This is a genomic window from Streptomyces sp. NPDC007971 (assembly GCF_042958635.1).
In the GTDB taxonomy this organism is placed as follows: Bacteria; Actinomycetota; Actinomycetes; order Streptomycetales; family Streptomycetaceae; genus Streptomyces.
Map to the genome: position 1 here is coordinate 246,066 of NZ_JBIBJK010000013.1, position 18,254 is coordinate 264,319.

Genomic DNA, 18,254 nt, shown 5'->3' on the forward strand with positions numbered 1-18,254 from the left:
CAGCACACGGCGCCTGCCGTACCGGTTCAGCGCACAGCGCCCGCCGCACCGGCTCAGTACGCGATGCTTGCCGTACCGGCCCAGCACGCGGCGCCCGTCGTGCCGGCTCAGTACGCCACGCCCACCCCCTGCTTCACCGTCCCCGCGTCGTCGATCATCGACAGCATCGCGTGAGCGACGTCCGCGCGCGCGATGAAGCGGCCCCCGCGCGGAAAGCCGCCGACGACCGTGCGGTAGCGGCCGGTGAGCGGCTTGTCCTGCAGGCGCGGCGGCCGGACGGACGTCCAGTCGGTGCCGCTGCGCGCCAGCTCGGCCTCCATCTCACTCAGGTCGGTGTAGACGTCCTTGAGGATCGCCGACACCAGGCCGCGCATCCCGCGGTCCAGGAGGCCGTCGTTCTCGGGCGCCGGTCCGACCGGGCCGGCGCTCACCACCAGCAGCCGTCGTACGCCCTCCGCCTCCATGGCGCCGATGACCGCGCGCGTGAGCAGGGCGGCCACCCCGGCGTCCTTGCGGCTGCGCGCACCCAGGCCCGAGAGCACCGCGTCCCGGCCGCCGACGGCGGAGCGCAGCTCCTCGGGGCCGGTGAGAGCGGAGCGCACGACCTCCAGCCGGTCGCCGGTGACGGTGAGCCGGGCCGGGTCCCGCACCACGGCCGTGACCTCGTGACCGGAGTCCAGGGCCTGACGGACGATCTCCCGGCCGATTCCGCCGGTGGCCCCGAAAACGGTGAGCTTCATCGTGATTCCCCTGTTCCCCTCTGGTGGGTGAGCGTTTACTCACCCCCGCTGCCTCTAGAGTGGGTAAGCACTCACCCACTCGTCAAGCCCGAAGGGACGCCTCCATGGAGACGAAGCCGGCGCGTGTCCGCATCCTCGACGCCGCCCACGAGCTGATGCTCACCGTCGGACTCGCCCGAGCCACCACCAAGGAGATCGCGAGGGCAGCCGGCTGCTCCGAGGCGGCGCTCTACAAGTACTTCGACAGCAAGGAGGACCTGTTCGTCCGGGTGCTCAAGGAACGCCTGCCCCGGCTCACCCCCCTGCTGACCAGCCTGGAGGCCCGGCCGGGACAGGGCACCCTGGAGGAGAACCTCACCGAGATCGCCCGCCAGGCGGCCCTCTTCTACGAGCAGAGCTTCCCGATCGGCGCGTCCCTGTACGCCGAGACCCAGCTCAAGCAGCGGCACTACGAGGCGCTGCGGAAGATCGGCTCCGGGCCGCACGCACCGATCGAGGGCCTCGACGCCTACCTCCGCGCCGAGCAGGACGCCGGCCGCGTCCGCGCGGACGCCGACACCTTCGCGGCCGCCTCGCTCCTCCTCGGGGCCTGCGCCCAGCGTGCGTTCGCCTACGACGCCACCGAGACCGGCACACCCCCGCCCGTGGACGCGTTCGCCGCCCGGCTCGCCCGGACCCTGCTGGGCGGGATCACCCCGGAAATCTCCGTTGCACAGGGCGAGGACCGGCCGCGACCCTGAAGCCATGAGGCGTCCCGCACGAAGCTGAGGCTGCACGTGTACAGGCCCAGGACAGGGCCCCACGAGCACCCACGCCCGCACGTTCTTCCTGTTCGGCGACCGGGGTGCCTTCGCCGAGACCGCCGCGTGCCTCGCCCGAGCGGCAGGGTGCGGCCCGCACCACAAGCGCGTCGCCCAAGGCCTCCCGGCGCTGATGGCGGCACTTACGGAGCTGGTCCAGCCGCCCGGTGGCGGGCATCCCGTCGAGGTCCTGATCTGCTTCAAGCCCTCCCCGTCGCCCTACGCCCCCGTCAGACCGCCGGGCGCGCCAGCCAGTCGTCGACGCCGGCCAGCAGGCGCGCCCTGACGTCCTCGGGCGCCGCGGAGCCCCGGATCGACTGGCGGGCCAGTTCCGCGAGTTCCGCGTCCGTGAAGCCGTGGTGGTGGCGGGCGATCTCGTACTGGGCGGCCAGCCGGGAACCGAAGAGCAGCGGGTCGTCGGCGCCGAGCGCCATCGGGACGCCCGCCTCGAAGAAGGTGCGCAGCGGGACGTCCTGTGGCTTCTCGTACACGCCGAGGGCCACGTTCGACGCCGGGCACACCTCGCAGGTCACCCCCCGGTCGGCCAGCCGCTTCAGCAGCCGCGGGTCCTCCGCAGCGCGCACGCCGTGGCCGATCCGGGAGGCGTGCAGGTCGTCCAGGCAGTCCCGCACGGACGCCGGCCCGGTCAGCTCGCCGCCGTGCGGGGCGGAGAGGAGACCGCCCTCGCGTGCGATGGCGAAGGCGCGGTCGAAGTCCCGTGCCATGCCCCGCCGTTCGTCGTTCGACAGGCCGAAGCCGACCACGCCCCGGTCGGCGTGGCGCACCGCGAGCCGGGCCAGCGTGCGCGCGTCCAGCGGGTGCTTCATACGGTTCGCGGCGACCAGGACCCCCATCCCGAGCCCGGTCTCGCGCACCGCCGTGTCCACGGCGTCCAGGATGATCTCCAGGGCTGGGATCAGCCCGCCCAGCCGGGGCGCGTACGAGGTCGGGTCGACCTGGATCTCCAGCCAGCCCGAGCCGTCCCTCAGATCCTCCTCGGCGGCCTCCCGGACCAGCCGCTGGATGTCCTCCGGCTGCCTCAGACAGGAGCGCGCCGCGTCGTACAGCCGCTGGAAGCGGAACCAGCCGCGCTCGTCCGTCGCGCGCAGCCTCGGTGGCTCGCCGCTGGTCAGAGCCTCGGTCAGCGTCTCGGGCAGGCGCACGCCGTACTTGTCGGCCAGCTCCAGGACGGTTCCCGGCCGCATCGAGCCGGTGAAGTGCAGGTGCAGATGGGCTTTCGGCAGCTCAGAGAGGTCACGTACACGCTCCATCCCAGGATCCTGCCGCACGTCCCGGCCGCCCCGGTAGCTCTTTCCCCGAACGTGGCCTTGCTCGCACGCGCGAACGGGCCGCCTCCCTGGGGGGAGAACGGCCCGCACGCGCGCGTGAAGAGCGGTGTTTGCAGCGGAAGGGACCTCAGTCCCGCGCCTCCGCCAGCAGCTTCTGCATCCGGCTCACGCCCTCGACGAGATCCTCGTCACCGAGCGCGTACGACAGCCGCAGGTAGCCCGGCGTGCCGAAGGCCTCACCCGGGACGACCGCGACCTCGGCCTCCTCCAGGATCAGCGCGGCCAGCTCCACGGTGTCCTGCGGGCGCCTGCCGCGGATCTCCTTGCCGAGCAGCGCCTTGACCGACGGGTAGGCGTAGAAGGCGCCCTCGGGCTCGGGGCAGAGCACGCCGTCGATCTCGTTGAGCATCCGCACGATCGTCTTGCGGCGGCGGTCGAAGGCCTCACGCATCTTCTCGACGGCCGTCAGGTCGCCGGACACGGCGGCGAGGGCCGCGACCTGGGCGACGTTGGAGACGTTCGAGGTGGCGTGCGACTGCAGGTTGGTCGCGGCCTTGACGACGTCCTTCGGGCCGATGACCCAGCCCACGCGCCAGCCGGTCATGGCGTACGTCTTCGCCACACCGTTGACCACGATGCACTTCTCGCGCAGCTCGGGCAGGAGCGCGGGCAGCGAGGTGAACTGTGCGTCGCCGTAGACGAGGTGCTCGTAGATCTCGTCCGTGAGCACCCACAGGCCGTGCTCGACGGCCCAGCGGCCGATCGCCTCGGCCTCCTCCCGGCCGTAGACCGCCCCGGTCGGGTTGGACGGGGAGACGAAGAGCACGACCTTCGTCCGCTCCGTGCGCGCCGCCTCCAGCTGCTCGACCGAGACGCGGTAGCCGGTCGTCTCGTCGGCGACGACCTCCACCGGGACGCCGCCGGCCAGGCGGATCGACTCCGGGTACGTCGTCCAGTAGGGCGCGGGGACGATGACCTCGTCGCCCGGGTCGAGGATCGCGGCGAACGCCTCGTAGATGGCCTGCTTGCCGCCGTTGGTGACCAGGATCTGGGAGACCTCGGGCTCCCAGCCGGAGTCGCGCAGCGTCTTCGCGGCGATCGCGGCCTTCAGCTCGGGCAGACCGCCGGCCGGGGTGTAGCGGTGGTACTTCGGGTTCTTGCAGGCCTCGATCGCGGCCTCGACGATGTAGTCCGGGGTCGGGAAGTCGGGCTCACCGGCGCCGAAGCCGATCACCGGACGCCCGGCGGCCTTCAGGGCCTTGGCCTTGGCGTCCACGGCGAGGGTGGCGGACTCGGAGATCGCGCCGACTCGGGCGGAGACCCGGCGCTCGGTGGGAGGGGTTGCAGCGCTCATGGGGTCATGGTTTCAGACAGGAAATGTCCCCGGCACGCGGGTTTCACAGACTGAACAGCAAGGGGTCGAGCCGTGAACAGGGGTCCGAATCCGGCCTCCGGCCAGGACGATCTTCGGTGCCCGCACTCCGGACAGGCACTTTCTGTTCGACGCCGGGCCGCGGACCACGTACACTCTCACCTCGTTGGCCTTCAGCAGCCGCAACCCATCCGGTGCACACCCTGCACCCGGTCGGATGCGGTACGTTGGGGAACACACCAAAGGGTCGTAGCTCAATTGGTAGAGCACCGGTCTCCAAAACCGGCGGTTGGGGGTTCAAGTCCCTCCGGCCCTGCTACACACACCGCCAGGATGTGTGCGCATGTACGTACAGCATTGCACCGCCGTGCGGCTCAGGAACCGGGCGCGGCACGGCCATGACCCGGGATCAGGTGAGGACGAATGACGGACGCCGTGGGCTCCATCGACACGCCTGATGCTCAGGACGAGCTGTCCGAGTCCAAGAAGAAGGCCCGCAAGGGCGGCAAGCGCGCCAAGAAGGGCCCGCTGAAGCGCCTCGCCATCTTCTACCGCCAGATCGTCGCGGAACTCCGCAAGGTCGTCTGGCCCTCTCGCAACCAGCTGACGTCGTACACCACTGTGGTGATCTTCTTCGTCGCGATCATGATCGCCCTGGTGACCGTGATTGACTATGGGCTCAACCACGCGGCCAAGTACGTTTTCGGCTGAGCCAAGAGCGAAGGGCGCCGTGGTACCGGCGCCCGTTTTCGCATGTTCCACCCCTATGTATCCAGGAAGAAGCAGCCATCGTGTCTGACCCGAACCTGAACGACGCCATCGAGCCGGACGAGACGGTGGACGACGAGCTCGACATCGTCGAGGGCGCGGACGAGCAGGACGAGTTCGAGGCTGCCGAGGCCGAGTCGGGCGAGCCGGCCGAAGAGGCCGCGCTGCACGTCGAGGACGAGGAGGGCGAGGACGTCTCCGACGCCGAGCCCGTCATCCCGGCCGACGAAGCCGAAGAAGCTGTCGAGGAAGCCGCCGAGGAAGAGCCCGCCGAGCCTGTCGACCCGGTCCAGGCCCTGCGCGAGGAACTGCGTTCCTTGCCCGGTGAGTGGTACGTCATCCACACCTACGCCGGTTACGAGAACCGCGTGAAGACCAACCTGGAGCAGCGCGCCGTCTCGCTGAACGTCGAGGACTACATCTTCCAGGCCGAGGTGCCGCAGGAAGAGGTCGTCCAGATCAAGAACGGCGACCGCAAGACGATCAAGCAGAACAAGCTGCCGGGTTACGTCCTGGTCCGCATGGACCTGACCAACGAGTCCTGGGGCGTCGTCCGCAACACCCCGGGCGTCACCGGCTTCGTCGGCAACGCCTACGACCCCTACCCGCTGACCCTGGACGAGATCGTCAAGATGCTCGCCCCGGAGGCCGAGGAGAAGGCCGCCCGCGAGGCCGCCGAGGCCGAGGGCAAGCCCGCCCCGCAGCGCAAGGTCGAGGTCCAGGTGCTGGACTTCGAGGTCGGCGACTCGGTCACCGTCACCGACGGCCCGTTCGCCACGCTCCAGGCGACCATCAACGAGATCAACGCGGACTCCAAGAAGGTCAAGGGCCTGGTGGAGATCTTCGGCCGCGAGACTCCGGTCGAGCTCTCCTTCGACCAGATCCAGAAGAACTGAGCAAGCACTCCGAGGGCGCCCCGCCGGTGAGGACCGGGCCGGGGCGCCCTCGTCGTGTCCGGCCCGCGGTCCTGGGCACCGTGGCCGCGCTGGTGCTGACGTACGTCGTTCTCCTCCCCGCGGCCTGGCTGCGGACCGAGGTGCGGGGCGGGGAGCCGGCCAGGGCCACGTTCCACGGCGGGGCGTGCGTCCTCGGCGGCTGCGGTGTGACCTTCTCCGTGGCCGGCGAGGAGCTGACGGCCGGTCTTCCCGTCGGTACGCGCGCCGGCGGCCACGCCGAGGGCGACACCGTGGACGTGCTCCACGCGCCCGGCGAGCCGGAGCAGGTCGCGCTCGCCGACGACACCGGTCCGGGCAGCGTCGCCGTGCTGCTGGCCGTGCCGGGCGCCGCGACGGTGCTCGTCCTGGTCGCCGGAGCCGTGCACGTGCTGCGCGGCCGACGCTCCGAAGCGCCCGCGTCGTCCGCCTGACCAGGCCGATTTCTGGTCTGGAGGGGACAGCGGCTATCGTTGTGCGGTATGCCATCTGCGAGATCTTGCCCCGATGGGCGCAGGTCGTAGGCGCGGATGGCAATCAACCTCTCAGTAAGGACCCGGAGAGAGCATGCCTCCCAAGAAGAAGAAGGTCACGGGGCTCATCAAGCTCCAGATCCAGGCCGGCGCAGCCAACCCGGCCCCGCCGGTCGGCCCCGCGCTGGGTCAGCACGGCGTCAACATCATGGAGTTCTGCAAGGCCTACAACGCCGCGACCGAGTCGCAGCGCGGTTGGGTCATCCCGGTGGAGATCACGGTCTACGAGGACCGTTCCTTCACCTTCGTCACCAAGACGCCGCCGGCCGCCAAGATGATCCTCAAGGCCGCGGGCATCGAGAAGGGCTCCGGCGAGCCGCACAAGACCAAGGTCGCCAAGATCACCGAGGCGCAGGTCCGCGAGATCGCCACCACCAAGATGCCCGACCTGAACGCGAACGACCTGGACGCCGCCGCGAAGATCATCGCCGGTACCGCGCGTTCCATGGGCGTCACGGTCGAGGGCTGAACCCCACCCCCAGCAGTCATGCGGCCGTAGCCGGTCGCACGTGGCAGGGCCTGCTCGGCCCGTACCACGACTCCTTTCAGAACACACAGGAGCAGTTGTGAGCAAGCGCAGCAAGGCTCTCCGCGCTGCGGACGCCAAGATCGACCGGGAGAAGCTGTACGCCCCGCTCGAGGCCGTCCGTCTCGCCAAGGAGACCTCCACGACCAAGTTCGACGGCACCGTCGAGGTCGCCTTCCGTCTGGGTGTCGACCCGCGCAAGGCCGACCAGATGGTCCGTGGCACCGTGAACCTGCCGCACGGCACCGGCAAGACCGCCCGGGTCCTGGTCTTCGCGACCGGTGACCGTGCTGCGGCCGCAGAGGCCGCGGGCGCCGACATCGTCGGCTCCGACGAACTGATCGACGAGGTTGCGAAGGGCCGTCTGGACTTCGACGCCGTCGTCGCCACCCCGGACCTCATGGGCAAGGTCGGCCGCCTCGGCCGCGTCCTCGGCCCCCGTGGTCTGATGCCGAACCCGAAGACCGGCACCGTCACCCCCGACGTGGTCAAGGCCGTCACCGAGATCAAGGGCGGCAAGATCGAGTTCCGCGTCGACAAGCACTCGAACCTGCACTTCATCATCGGCAAGGCGTCCTTCGAGGACGACAAGCTGGTGGAGAACTACGGCGCCGCGCTGGAGGAGATCCTCCGTCTGAAGCCGTCCGCCGCCAAGGGTCGCTACATCAAGAAGGCCGCCATCACCACCACGATGGGCCCCGGCATTCCGGTCGACCCGAACCGCACCCGCAACCTCCTCGTCGAGGAGGACCCGGCCGCCGTCTGAGCCCCGCGCTCACCCCGGTAGCCGCGTCAGGCGCGCATCAATAGCGACGGGCCCTGCAACCTTCGAGGTGCAGGGCCCGTCCTATGTGTGTGCGACCTTTCGTACGACTGTCAGTGGCCTGAGTTACCGTCCAGGCACAGGACACGCATAGGGGTGGGACATGAAGAACACGACCGTACGCCGGGTGGCCCTTTCCGCCGTCGTGGTCACGACGCTGACCGGGCTGGCCGCCTGCGGCTCGCAGGACGCCGGCAAGGGGGACAAGGCGGTCGGCAGGAGCGTCACCCATGTCAGCCCCCTCGCCGCCCTGCTGTCCGCGGACAAGTCCACGGACAAGGCCGAGTCGGCCAAGGTGCGCTCCACCACGAGCATCGGCGACGCCATGTCGATGACGGCGAACGGCGCCCTCGCCTGGGGCCAGGGCCTCAGGGGCAACCTCACCATCACGTACACCGGCGGCCAGATGGCCGAGGCGATGCGCAAGGCGGGCAGCTCGTCGATGGAGGCCCGCTATCTGCCGGACGCCTACTACGCCAGGATGAGCGAGAAGTTCGCCCAGCAGTTCGGCAAGCACTGGATCCGGTACGCGTACGACGACCTCGCCAAGCTCGGCGGCAGCTCCGGCGCCTATCTGAAGGACCAGCTCCAGAACACCACGCCGAACCAGTCGGTGAAGCTTCTGCTGGCCTCCGGCGACGTGAAGAAGGTCGGGCAGGAGAAGGTCTCCGGTGCCGAGGCCACGCACTACTCGGGCACGGTCGACGTCGCCCGCCTCGCCGGCAAGAACAGCCACCTCACCGCCGACCAGCTGGCCGGCCTGAAGAAGCAGCTCAGCCAGGCGGGCGTGAGCACGGAGACCATCGACATCTGGGTCGACGGCCAGGACCTGCTCGTCAAGAAGGTCGAGAAGGCGGACATGGCGAACGGCACCATGACCAGCACGGCCTACTACAGCGACTACGGCGTGAAGGTCACCGCCGAGGCGCCCCCGGCCGGCGACACCAAGGACTTCACGGACCTGGCGAAGTCCGGCGGGACCGCATCGAGCGGCAGCCAGACCTCCGTGCCGGGCGGCTCCGGCACCAGCTCCTGACGGCCGCGGCCGCGCGGGAGACCGCCGGGAACCACTGAGAAGCACCCTGACCGGGGCGCCGCAGAGCCCGATTTGCTCTGCGGCGCCCCGGTCACGTACATTCCTTGAGAAGCCAAAGACCGCTGGTCGTTGCCACACGCTTGAACGAGGGTGTGGTGACCGAAGGATCCGCTGTGAAGTGGACGACCCGCGCAGGTGACAGTGGAAGAACTCCCGGAGCACGCGCTCTCCCGCGTGTGTGGCCGGTCGAGTCCGCCCCGTGCGCCTGCGCCGGGGCGTTTCGTTTTCCCAGCCCCTTCTGAGCGGTCCCATCACCCGGAAGGAGGCCGACGCTCTATGGCAAGGCCCGACAAGGCTGCCGCGGTAGCCGAGCTCGCGGAGCAGTTCCGCAGCTCGAATGCCGCCGTGCTGACCGAGTACCGGGGTCTCACCGTGGCGCAGCTCAAGACGCTGCGTCGTTCGCTCGGTGAGAACGCCCAGTACGCCGTGGTGAAGAACACGCTGACCAAGATTGCGGCCAACGAGGCCGGGATCACGACGCTCGACGACCTGTTCAACGGTCCGACGGCGGTCGCCTTCGTCACCGGTGACCCGGTGGAGTCGGCGAAGGGTCTTCGTGACTTCGCCAAGGACAACCCGAACCTCGTCATCAAGGGCGGTGTCCTTGACGGCAAGGCGCTGTCCGCCGACGAGATCAAGAAGCTTGCGGACCTCGAGTCCCGCGAGGTTCTGCTCGCCAAGCTGGCGGGCGCCTTCAAGGGCAAGCAGACCCAGGCTGCTCAGGTCTTCCAGGCGCTCCCGTCGAAGCTCGTCCGCACCGTGGACGCTCTTCGTGCCAAGCAGGCCGAGCAGGGCGGTGCCGAGTAACTCGGCTCGCGAAATGACCGCCGCCGCCTGAGGCGGAGGTCGTAGCGGGCCGTCGTACGCCCGCCATACATGTACATCCGGCACCAGCCGAATTAGTGGAAGGATCGCCCACCATGGCGAAGCTCAGCCAGGAAGACCTGCTCGCGCAGTTCGAGGAGATGACCCTCATCGAGCTCTCCGAGTTCGTGAAGGCCTTCGAGGAGAAGTTCGACGTCACCGCCGCCGCCGCGGTCGCCGTTGCCGGCCCCGCCGGCCCGGGCGCCGTTGCCGAGGTCGAGGAGGAGAAGGACGAGTTCGACGTCATCCTCACCGGTGCGGGCGACAAGAAGATCCAGGTCATCAAGGTCGTGCGTGAGCTGACCTCCCTGGGTCTGAAGGAGGCCAAGGACCTCGTGGACGGCGCCCCGAAGCCCGTCCTGGAGAAGGTTGCCAAGGACGCCGCCGAGAAGGCCGCCGAGTCCCTCAAGGGCGCCGGCGCCTCCGTCGAGGTCAAGTAAGACCTCTCGGAGTCCCCGCGACTCTCCTCGCGCGCTGAGTGCAGCCTCCTAGGGCTGTAACGCGAACGCACCGAAGAGCGATCATCCATCCGGGTGGTCGCTCTTCGGCGTATCCGAAGGTCCGACCTCGGTTGCCTTGCACTCGCGGTGGCGGCGGGTATGGTGATCTTCGTTGCGTCTCCGGACAGCCCCGTTTGGGCTGGGGGGCCTTGACGAACCGCACGCAGCGCGCAATTCTCAGGACGCGTCGTCACAAGGATCCGAATCCGAGGCATGGATCGACGACGGAGAGGGCAGTATCAACGTGCGTTGAGGGCAGGCATGCCGAGGGCGTTGACGAGGGCGTTGAGAACAACGAGGGTCTCGCAAAACCCGCACTGGACATCAGTGTGCCAAGTGGCTACACTGACCCTTTGCGCTGCCTGTTAGCTGTCCCCTGCCCGTCACCAGGGGTCTGCCCTCACTTTCGCATCGATGACTAAACCTCCCTTGACCTGGGGTTTCTGTCTCTGTGCGGTAGGGGGAACGGCACGCGCGTAGTGAGTCCGAGCCCTCGGAAGGACCCCCTCTTGGCCGCCTCGCGCAACGCCTCGACCGCGAATATGAACAACGGCGCCAGCACCGCCCCGCTGCGCATCTCCTTTGCAAAGATCAAGGAGCCTCTCGAGGTTCCGAACCTGCTCGCGCTGCAGACCGAGAGCTTCGACTGGCTGCTCGGCAACACCGCCTGGCAGAGTCGGGTCGAGGAGGCTCTTGAGAACGGTCAGGACGTCCCCACCAAGTCCGGTCTGGAGGAGATCTTCGAGGAGATCTCCCCGATCGAGGACTTCTCCGGGTCGATGTCCCTGACGTTCCGGGACCACCGCTTCGAGCCGCCGAAGAACTCCATCGACGAGTGCAAGGAGCGCGACTTCACGTACGCCGCCCCGCTCTTCGTCACCGCCGAGTTCACCAACAACGAGACCGGTGAGATCAAGTCCCAGACCGTCTTCATGGGCGACTTCCCGCTCATGACGAACAAGGGCACTTTCGTCATCAACGGCACCGAGCGTGTCGTGGTGTCGCAGCTGGTCCGTTCCCCCGGTGTCTACTTCGACTCCTCCATCGACAAGACGTCCGACAAGGACATCTTCTCCGCCAAGATCATCCCGTCCCGGGGTGCCTGGCTGGAGATGGAGATCGACAAGCGCGACATGGTCGGTGTCCGCATCGACCGCAAGCGCAAGCAGTCGGTCACCGTCCTGCTGAAGGCGCTCGGCTGGACGACCGAGCAGATCCTCGAGGAGTTCGGCGACTACGAGTCGATGCGCGCCACCCTGGAGAAGGACCACACCCAGGGCCAGGACGACGCGCTGCTGGACATCTACCGCAAGCTGCGTCCGGGCGAGCCCCCCACGCGTGAGGCCGCGCAGACGCTGCTGGAGAACCTCTACTTCAACCCGAAGCGCTACGACCTGGCGAAGGTCGGCCGCTACAAGGTGAACAAGAAGCTCGGTGCGGACGAGCCGCTGGACGCCGGCGTGCTCACCACCGACGACGTCATCGCCACCATCAAGTACCTGGTGAAGCTGCACGCCGGTGAGACCGAGACGACCGGCGAGTCCGGCCGCTCGATCATGGTCGAGACCGATGACATCGACCACTTCGGCAACCGTCGTATCCGCAGCGTCGGCGAGCTGATCCAGAACCAGGTCCGTACGGGTCTCGCCCGTATGGAGCGCGTCGTGCGCGAGCGCATGACCACCCAGGACGTCGAGGCGATCACGCCGCAGACCCTGATCAACATCCGGCCGGTCGTCGCCTCCATCAAGGAGTTCTTCGGTACCAGCCAGCTGTCCCAGTTCATGGACCAGAACAACCCGCTGTCGGGGCTGACGCACAAGCGTCGTCTGAACGCCCTCGGCCCGGGTGGTCTCTCCCGTGAGCGGGCCGGCTTCGAGGTCCGTGACGTGCACCCCTCGCACTACGGCCGCATGTGCCCGATCGAGACGCCGGAAGGCCCGAACATCGGTCTGATCGGCTCGCTGGCCTCCTACGGCCGGGTCAACGCGTTCGGCTTCATCGAGACGCCGTACCGCAAGGTCGACGAGCACGGTGTGGTCACCGACGAGGTGGACTACCTGACCGCCGACGAGGAGGACCGCTTCGTCATCGCGCAGGCCAACGCGCCGCTGACCGACGAGCTCCGGTTCGCCGAGGCCCGCGTGCTGGTCCGCCGCCGTGGCGGCGAGGTCGACTACGTCGCGCCCGAGGACGTGGACTACATGGACGTCTCGCCGCGCCAGATGGTGTCGGTCGCGACCGCCATGATCCCCTTCCTGGAGCACGACGACGCCAACCGTGCCCTCATGGGCGCGAACATGATGCGGCAGGCCGTTCCGCTGATCAAGTCGGAGGCCCCGCTCGTCGGTACCGGCATGGAGTACCGCTCCGCCGTCGACGCCGGCGACGTCGTCAAGGCCGAGAAGGCCGGTGTGGTCCAGGAGGTCTCCGCGGACTACATCACCACCGCCAACGACGACGGCACGTACATCACGTACCGCCTGCACAAGTTCGCCCGGTCCAACCAGGGCACCTCGGTCAACCAGAAGGTCGTCGTCAACGAGGGCGACCGGATCATCGAGGGCCAGGTCCTCGCCGACGGCCCGGCCACCGAGAACGGTGAGATGGCCCTCGGCAAGAACCTGCTCGTGGCGTTCATGCCGTGGGAGGGTCACAACTACGAGGACGCGATCATCCTGTCGCAGCGCCTCGTGCAGGACGACGTCCTCTCCTCGATCCACATCGAGGAGCACGAGGTCGACGCCCGTGACACCAAGCTCGGCCCCGAGGAGATCACCCGGGACATCCCGAACGTCTCCGAGGAGGTCCTCGCCGACCTCGACGAGCGCGGCATCATCCGCATCGGCGCCGAGGTCATCGCCGGCGACATCCTCGTCGGCAAGGTGACCCCGAAGGGTGAGACGGAGCTGACCCCGGAGGAGCGCCTGCTGCGCGCGATCTTCGGTGAGAAGGCCCGTGAGGTCCGTGACACCTCGCTGAAGGTGCCGCACGGCGAGACCGGCAAGGTCATCGGCGTGCGCGTCTTCGACCGCGAGGAGGGCGACGAGCTGCCGCCGGGCGTGAACCAGCTGGTCCGCGTCTACGTCGCGCAGAAGCGCAAGATCACCGACGGTGACAAGCTCGCCGGCCGTCACGGCAACAAGGGTGTCATCTCCAAGATCCTGCCGATCGAGGACATGCCGTTCCTGGAGGACGGCACCCCGGTCGACATCATCCTCAACCCGCTGGGTGTCCCGTCCCGAATGAACCCGGGACAGGTCCTGGAGATCCACCTCGGCTGGCTCGCCAGCCGCGGCTGGGACGTCTCCGGCCTCGCCGACGAGTGGGCCCAGCGTCTGCAGGCCATCGGTGCCGACCAGGTCGCCGCACGCACCAACGTCGCCACCCCGGTCTTCGACGGTGCCCGTGAGGACGAGCTGGCGGGTCTGCTGCAGCACACCATCCCGAACCGCGACGGCGACCGCCTGGTCCTCCCGTCCGGCAAGGCGCGGCTGTTCGACGGCCGCTCCGGTGAGCCGTTCCCGGACCCGATCTCGGTCGGCTACATGTACATCCTCAAGCTGCACCACCTGGTCGACGACAAGCTGCACGCCCGTTCGACCGGCCCGTACTCGATGATCACCCAGCAGCCGCTGGGTGGTAAGGCGCAGTTCGGTGGCCAGCGCTTCGGTGAGATGGAGGTGTGGGCCCTTGAGGCCTACGGCGCCGCGTACGCCCTCCAGGAGCTGCTGACCATCAAGTCCGACGACGTCACCGGCCGCGTGAAGGTCTACGAGGCCATCGTCAAGGGCGAGAACATCCCCGAGCCCGGCATCCCCGAGTCCTTCAAGGTGCTCATCAAGGAGATGCAGTCGCTCTGCCTGAACGTGGAGGTGCTGTCCAGCGACGGTATGTCCATCGAGATGCGTGACACCGACGAGGACGTCTTCCGCGCTGCGGAGGAGCTCGGTATCGACCTGTCCCGGCGCGAGCCGAGCAGCGTCGAAGAGGTCTGACGGGAGTCCGGCGGGGCCCTCACCCACAGGGCCCCGCCGACCCCCAGGCCCCCGTTTCAGACCAAAGACTTACGACCCTGAGAGGGATTGACGCATAGTGCTCGACGTCAACTTCTTCGACGAGCTCCGGATCGGTCTGGCCACCGCTGACGACATCCGTCAGTGGAGCCACGGCGAGGTCAAGAAGCCCGAGACGATCAACTACCGCACCCTGAAGCCCGAAAAGGACGGACTCTTCTGCGAGAAGATCTTCGGTCCGACCCGGGACTGGGAGTGCTACTGCGGCAAGTACAAGCGTGTCCGCTTCAAGGGCATCATCTGCGAGCGCTGTGGCGTCGAGGTCACGCGCGCCAAGGTGCGCCGTGAGCGGATGGGCCACATTGAGCTGGCCGCGCCCGTCACGCACATCTGGTACTTCAAGGGTGTCCCGAGCCGCCTGGGCTACCTGCTCGACCTGGCTCCCAAGGACCTTGAGAAGGTCATCTACTTCGCCGCGTACATGATCACGTACGTCGACGAGGAGCGCCGTACCCGCGACCTGCCCTCCCTGGAGGCGCACGTCTCGGTCGAGCGCCAGCAGATCGAGAACCGCCGCGACGCCGACCTCGAGGCCCGCGCCAAGAAGCTCGAGACCGACCTGGCCGAGCTGGAGGCCGAGGGCGCCAAGGCCGATGTGCGCCGCAAGGTGCGCGAGGGTGCCGAGCGCGAGATGAAGCAGCTGCGCGACCGTGCGCAGCGCGAGATCGACCGCCTCGACGAGGTGTGGAACCGGTTCAAGAACCTCAAGGTCCAGGACCTGGAGGGCGACGAGCTGCTCTACCGCGAGCTGCGTGACCGCTTCGGCACGTACTTCGACGGCTCGATGGGTGCCGCGGCGCTGCAGAAGCGCCTGGAGTCCTTCGACCTCGACGAGGAGGCCGAGAAGCTCCGCGAGATCATCCGTACCGGCAAGGGCCAGAAGAAGACCCGTGCCCTGAAGCGGCTGAAGGTCGTCTCCGCGTTCCTGCAGACGTCCAACAGCCCCAAGGGCATGGTCCTGGACTGCGTCCCGGTCATCCCGCCGGACCTGCGTCCGATGGTGCAGCTGGATGGTGGCCGCTTCGCGACCTCCGACCTGAACGACCTGTACCGCCGTGTGATCAACCGCAACAACCGTCTCAAGCGCCTGCTCGACCTGGGTGCTCCGGAGATCATCGTCAACAACGAGAAGCGCATGCTTCAGGAGGCTGTTGACGCCCTCTTCGACAACGGTCGTCGCGGTCGCCCGGTCACCGGTCCCGGTAACCGCCCGCTGAAGTCCCTCAGCGACATGCTGAAGGGCAAGCAGGGTCGATTCCGTCAGAACCTGCTCGGCAAGCGAGTCGACTACTCGGCGCGTTCCGTCATCGTCGTCGGCCCGCAGCTCAAGCTGCACCAGTGCGGTCTGCCCAAGGCCATGGCGCTGGAGCTCTTCAAGCCGTTCGTGATGAAGCGCCTGGTCGACCTGAACCACGCGCAGAACATCAAGAGCGCCAAGCGCATGGTGGAGCGCGGCCGCACGGTCGTGTACGACGTCCTCGAAGAGGTCATCGCCGAGCACCCGGTTCTGCTGAACCGTGCTCCCACCCTGCACCGCCTCGGCATCCAGGCCTTCGAGCCGCAGCTGGTCGAGGGCAAGGCCATCCAGATCCACCCGCTCGTCTGCACCGCGTTCAACGCGGACTTCGACGGTGACCAGATGGCCGTGCACCTGCCGCTGTCCGCGGAGGCGCAGGCCGAGGCCCGCATCCTGATGCTGTCCTCGAACAACATCCTCAAGCCGGCCGACGGCCGCCCGGTGACGATGCCGACCCAGGACATGGTCCTCGGTCTGTTCTTCCTCACCACCGACGGCGAGCTGCGTGACACCAAGGGCGAGGGCCGCGCGTTCGGCTCCACGGCCGAGGCGATCATGGCCTTCGACGCCGGTGAGCTCGCGCTGCAGTCGGCGATCGACATCCGCTTCCCGGTGGGCACCATCCCGCCGCGCGGCTGGATGCCGCCGGCCCGCGAGGAGGGCGAGCCCGAGTGGCAGCAGGGGGACTCGTTCCGCCTGCGCACCACCCTGGGCCGCGCGCTCTTCAACGAGCTGCTGCCCGAGGACTACCCGTTCGTCGACTACTCGGTGGGCAAGAAGCAGCTCTCCGAGATCGTCAACGACCTGGCCGAGCGCTACCCCAAGGTCATCGTGGCGGCGACGCTCGACAACCTGAAGGCGTCCGGCTTCTACTGGGCGACCCGTTCCGGTGTCACCGTCGCCATCTCCGACGTCGTCGTTCCCGAGGCGAAGAAGGAGATCGTCCGCGGGTACGAGGCGCAGGACGAGAAGGTCCAGAAGCAGTACGAGCGCGGTCTGATCACCAAGGAAGAGCGCACTCAGGAGCTCATCGCGATCTGGACCAAGGCGACCAACGAGGTCGCCGAGGCGATGAACGAGAACTTCCCCAAGACGAACCCCATCTTCATGATGGTTGACTCGGGTGCCCGAGGAAACATGATGCAGATGCGGCAGATCGCCGGTATGCGTGGTCTGGTGTCGAACGCGAAGAACGAGACCATCCCGCGTCCGATCAAGGCCTCGTTCCGTGAGGGTCTGTCCGTGCTGGAGTACTTCATCTCCACGCACGGTGCCCGTAAGGGTCTGGCGGACACCGCCCTGCGTACCGCCGACTCGGGTTACCTGACCCGTCGTCTGGTGGACGTCTCGCAGGACGTCATCATCCGCGAGGAGGACTGCGGCACCGAGCGCGGTCTGAAGCTGCGGATCGCCTCGCGCGGCGCCGACGGCGTGCTCCGCAAGGCGGACGACGTCGAGACCAGCGTCTACGCCCGCATGCTCGCCGAGGACGTCGTCATCGACGGCAAGGTGATCGCGCCGGCCAACGTGGACCTGGGCGACGTGCTCATCGACCAGCTGGTGCACCACGGCATCGAGGAGGTCAAGACCCGCTCGATCCTGACCTGCGAGTCGCACGTCGGCACCTGCGCGATGTGCTACGGCCGTTCGCTCGCCACCGGCAAGCTGGTCGACATCGGTGAGGCGGTCGGCATCATCGCCGCCCAGTCCATCGGTGAGCCCGGTACCCAGCTGACGATGCGTACCTTCCACACCGGTGGTGTGGCCGGTGACGACATCACCCAGGGTCTGCCCCGTGTCGTCGAGCTCTTCGAGGCCCGTACCCCGAAGGGTGTCGCCCCGATCTCCGAGGCCAACGGCCGCGTGCGGATCGAGGAGACCGAGAAGACCAAGAAGATCGTCGTCACCCCGGACGACGGCAGCGACGAGACGGCGTTCCCGATCTCGAAGCGTGCCAAGGTCCTGGTCCGCGAGGGCGACCACGTCGAGGTGGGCCAGCAGCTCACCGTGGGTGCCACCAACCCGCACGACGTGCTGCGCATCCTGGGTCAGCGTGCCGTCCAGGTCCACCTGGTCGGCGAGGTCCAGAAGGTGTACAACTCGCAGGGTGTGTCGATCCACGACAAGCACATCGAGATCATCATCCGGCAGATGCTCCGCCGCGTGACGATCATCGAGTCCGGCGACGCCGAGCTGCTGCCCGGCGAGCTGGTCGAGCGCTCGAAGTTCGAGACCGAGAACCGTCGTGTGGTCCAGGAGGGCGGTCACCCCGCCTCCGGTCGTCCGCAGCTGATGGGTATCACCAAGGCCTCGCTGGCGACGGAGTCCTGGCTGTCGGCCGCCTCCTTCCAGGAGACGACCCGAGTTCTGACGGACGCGGCGATCAACGCCAAGTCCGACAGCCTCATCGGCCTCAAGGAGAACGTCATCATCGGTAAGCTCATCCCGGCCGGTACGGGTCTGTCCCGCTACCGCAACATCCGGGTCGAGCCGACCGAGGAGGCCAAGGCCGCGATGTACTCGGCCGTCGGCTACGACGACATCGACTACTCGCCGTTCGGCACCGGCTCCGGCCAGGCCGTTCCGCTGGAGGACTACGACTACGGTCCGTACAACCAGTAAGCGAGCAGTATGAAGG

The 18,254-nt window shown here is 68.0% G+C and carries 14 protein-coding genes and 1 tRNA gene; 12 read left to right on the top strand and 3 right to left on the bottom strand.

All coding sequences use genetic code 11. The features are described 5' to 3' along the window. Nucleotides 1-107: 107 nt before the first annotated feature. The gene (locus ACFZCP_RS27550) at nucleotides 108-740 is read right to left on the bottom strand and encodes an NAD(P)H-binding protein (RefSeq protein WP_391431464.1); all 633 of its coding nucleotides are present in this window, start codon (nucleotides 738-740) and stop codon (nucleotides 108-110) included. Nucleotides 741-844: 104 nt separating this feature from the next. On the opposite strand from ACFZCP_RS27550, the gene ACFZCP_RS27555 reads away from it, so the two are divergent. After that, entirely contained in the window at nucleotides 845-1,480 is a 636-nt protein-coding gene (locus tag ACFZCP_RS27555) for a TetR family transcriptional regulator (protein ID WP_391431467.1), read from the top strand. Between the two features lie 290 nt (nucleotides 1,481-1,770). Here ACFZCP_RS27555 and ACFZCP_RS27560 read toward each other — a convergent pair whose 3' ends face one another. Together ACFZCP_RS27560 and ACFZCP_RS27565 are read right to left on the bottom strand one after the other, a co-directional pair. Beyond that, complete coding sequence (locus ACFZCP_RS27560) at nucleotides 1,771-2,811, bottom strand: adenosine deaminase (protein ID WP_391431470.1); 1,041 nt, start codon at nucleotides 2,809-2,811, stop codon at nucleotides 1,771-1,773. Between the two features lie 145 nt (nucleotides 2,812-2,956). Next, on the bottom strand, nucleotides 2,957-4,183 hold the full coding sequence (locus ACFZCP_RS27565) for a pyridoxal phosphate-dependent aminotransferase (RefSeq protein ID WP_362689863.1): 1,227 nt from the start codon (nucleotides 4,181-4,183) through the stop codon (nucleotides 2,957-2,959). Between the two features lie 261 nt (nucleotides 4,184-4,444). Between ACFZCP_RS27565 and ACFZCP_RS27570 the strand changes: the two genes are divergently transcribed. From ACFZCP_RS27570 to ACFZCP_RS27620, 11 genes are all read left to right on the top strand, one after another. Further along, a tRNA-Trp gene (locus ACFZCP_RS27570) sits at nucleotides 4,445-4,517 on the top strand. A gap of 107 nt (nucleotides 4,518-4,624) precedes the next feature. Next, entirely contained in the window at nucleotides 4,625-4,912 is a 288-nt protein-coding gene (gene secE / locus ACFZCP_RS27575; protein ID WP_361115010.1) for a preprotein translocase subunit SecE, read from the top strand. 80 nt (nucleotides 4,913-4,992) lie between these two features. Continuing rightward, nucleotides 4,993-5,865, top strand: coding sequence for a transcription termination/antitermination protein NusG (nusG, locus tag ACFZCP_RS27580; protein WP_391431474.1), 873 nt, complete (start codon nucleotides 4,993-4,995; stop codon nucleotides 5,863-5,865). Nucleotides 5,866-5,945: 80 nt separating this feature from the next. Further along, a complete protein-coding gene (locus ACFZCP_RS27585) occupies nucleotides 5,946-6,335 on the top strand; it encodes a hypothetical protein (RefSeq protein WP_391431477.1) in 390 nt (129 codons plus the stop codon). Between the two features lie 133 nt (nucleotides 6,336-6,468). After that, nucleotides 6,469-6,903: a 50S ribosomal protein L11 gene (gene rplK, locus ACFZCP_RS27590; protein ID WP_033528316.1), complete on the top strand. Its 435-nt coding sequence runs from the start codon at nucleotides 6,469-6,471 to the stop codon at nucleotides 6,901-6,903. 97 nt (nucleotides 6,904-7,000) lie between these two features. Next, nucleotides 7,001-7,726 (top strand): 50S ribosomal protein L1, encoded by a 726-nt coding sequence (rplA, locus tag ACFZCP_RS27595; RefSeq protein ID WP_362689873.1) that lies wholly within the window; start codon nucleotides 7,001-7,003, stop codon nucleotides 7,724-7,726. Between the two features lie 160 nt (nucleotides 7,727-7,886). Beyond that, nucleotides 7,887-8,819, top strand: a complete 933-nt coding sequence (locus ACFZCP_RS27600) for a hypothetical protein (RefSeq protein WP_391431483.1) — start codon at nucleotides 7,887-7,889, stop codon at nucleotides 8,817-8,819. Between the two features lie 336 nt (nucleotides 8,820-9,155). Continuing rightward, nucleotides 9,156-9,686, top strand: a complete 531-nt coding sequence (gene rplJ / locus ACFZCP_RS27605) for a 50S ribosomal protein L10 (protein ID WP_059127163.1) — start codon at nucleotides 9,156-9,158, stop codon at nucleotides 9,684-9,686. 113 nt (nucleotides 9,687-9,799) lie between these two features. Continuing rightward, a complete protein-coding gene (gene rplL / locus ACFZCP_RS27610) occupies nucleotides 9,800-10,183 on the top strand; it encodes a 50S ribosomal protein L7/L12 (RefSeq protein WP_391431487.1) in 384 nt (127 codons plus the stop codon). 569 nt (nucleotides 10,184-10,752) lie between these two features. Further along, nucleotides 10,753-14,241: a DNA-directed RNA polymerase subunit beta gene (rpoB, locus tag ACFZCP_RS27615; protein ID WP_362689880.1), complete on the top strand. Its 3,489-nt coding sequence runs from the start codon at nucleotides 10,753-10,755 to the stop codon at nucleotides 14,239-14,241. Nucleotides 14,242-14,338: 97 nt separating this feature from the next. Continuing rightward, on the top strand, nucleotides 14,339-18,238 hold the full coding sequence (locus ACFZCP_RS27620) for a DNA-directed RNA polymerase subunit beta' (protein WP_362689883.1): 3,900 nt from the start codon (nucleotides 14,339-14,341) through the stop codon (nucleotides 18,236-18,238). Nucleotides 18,239-18,254: the final 16 nt, after the last annotated feature.

Excerpts from the sequence above, each read along its gene's own strand:
- secE (WP_361115010.1), top strand. The coding sequence starts at position 4,625 with ATGACGGACGCCGTGGGCTCCATCGACACGCCTGATGCTCAGGACGAG.
- rplL (WP_391431487.1), top strand. The coding sequence starts at position 9,800 with ATGGCGAAGCTCAGCCAGGAAGACCTGCTCGCGCAGTTCGAGGAGATG.
- rplK (WP_033528316.1), top strand. The coding sequence starts at position 6,469 with ATGCCTCCCAAGAAGAAGAAGGTCACGGGGCTCATCAAGCTCCAGATC.
- ACFZCP_RS27550 (WP_391431464.1), bottom strand. The coding sequence starts at position 740 with ATGAAGCTCACCGTTTTCGGGGCCACCGGCGGAATCGGCCGGGAGATC.
- ACFZCP_RS27555 (WP_391431467.1), top strand. The coding sequence starts at position 845 with ATGGAGACGAAGCCGGCGCGTGTCCGCATCCTCGACGCCGCCCACGAG.
- rplJ (WP_059127163.1), top strand. The coding sequence starts at position 9,156 with ATGGCAAGGCCCGACAAGGCTGCCGCGGTAGCCGAGCTCGCGGAGCAG.
- ACFZCP_RS27565 (WP_362689863.1), bottom strand. The coding sequence starts at position 4,183 with ATGAGCGCTGCAACCCCTCCCACCGAGCGCCGGGTCTCCGCCCGAGTC.
- ACFZCP_RS27600 (WP_391431483.1), top strand. The coding sequence starts at position 7,887 with ATGAAGAACACGACCGTACGCCGGGTGGCCCTTTCCGCCGTCGTGGTC.
- ACFZCP_RS27560 (WP_391431470.1), bottom strand. The coding sequence starts at position 2,811 with ATGGAGCGTGTACGTGACCTCTCTGAGCTGCCGAAAGCCCATCTGCAC.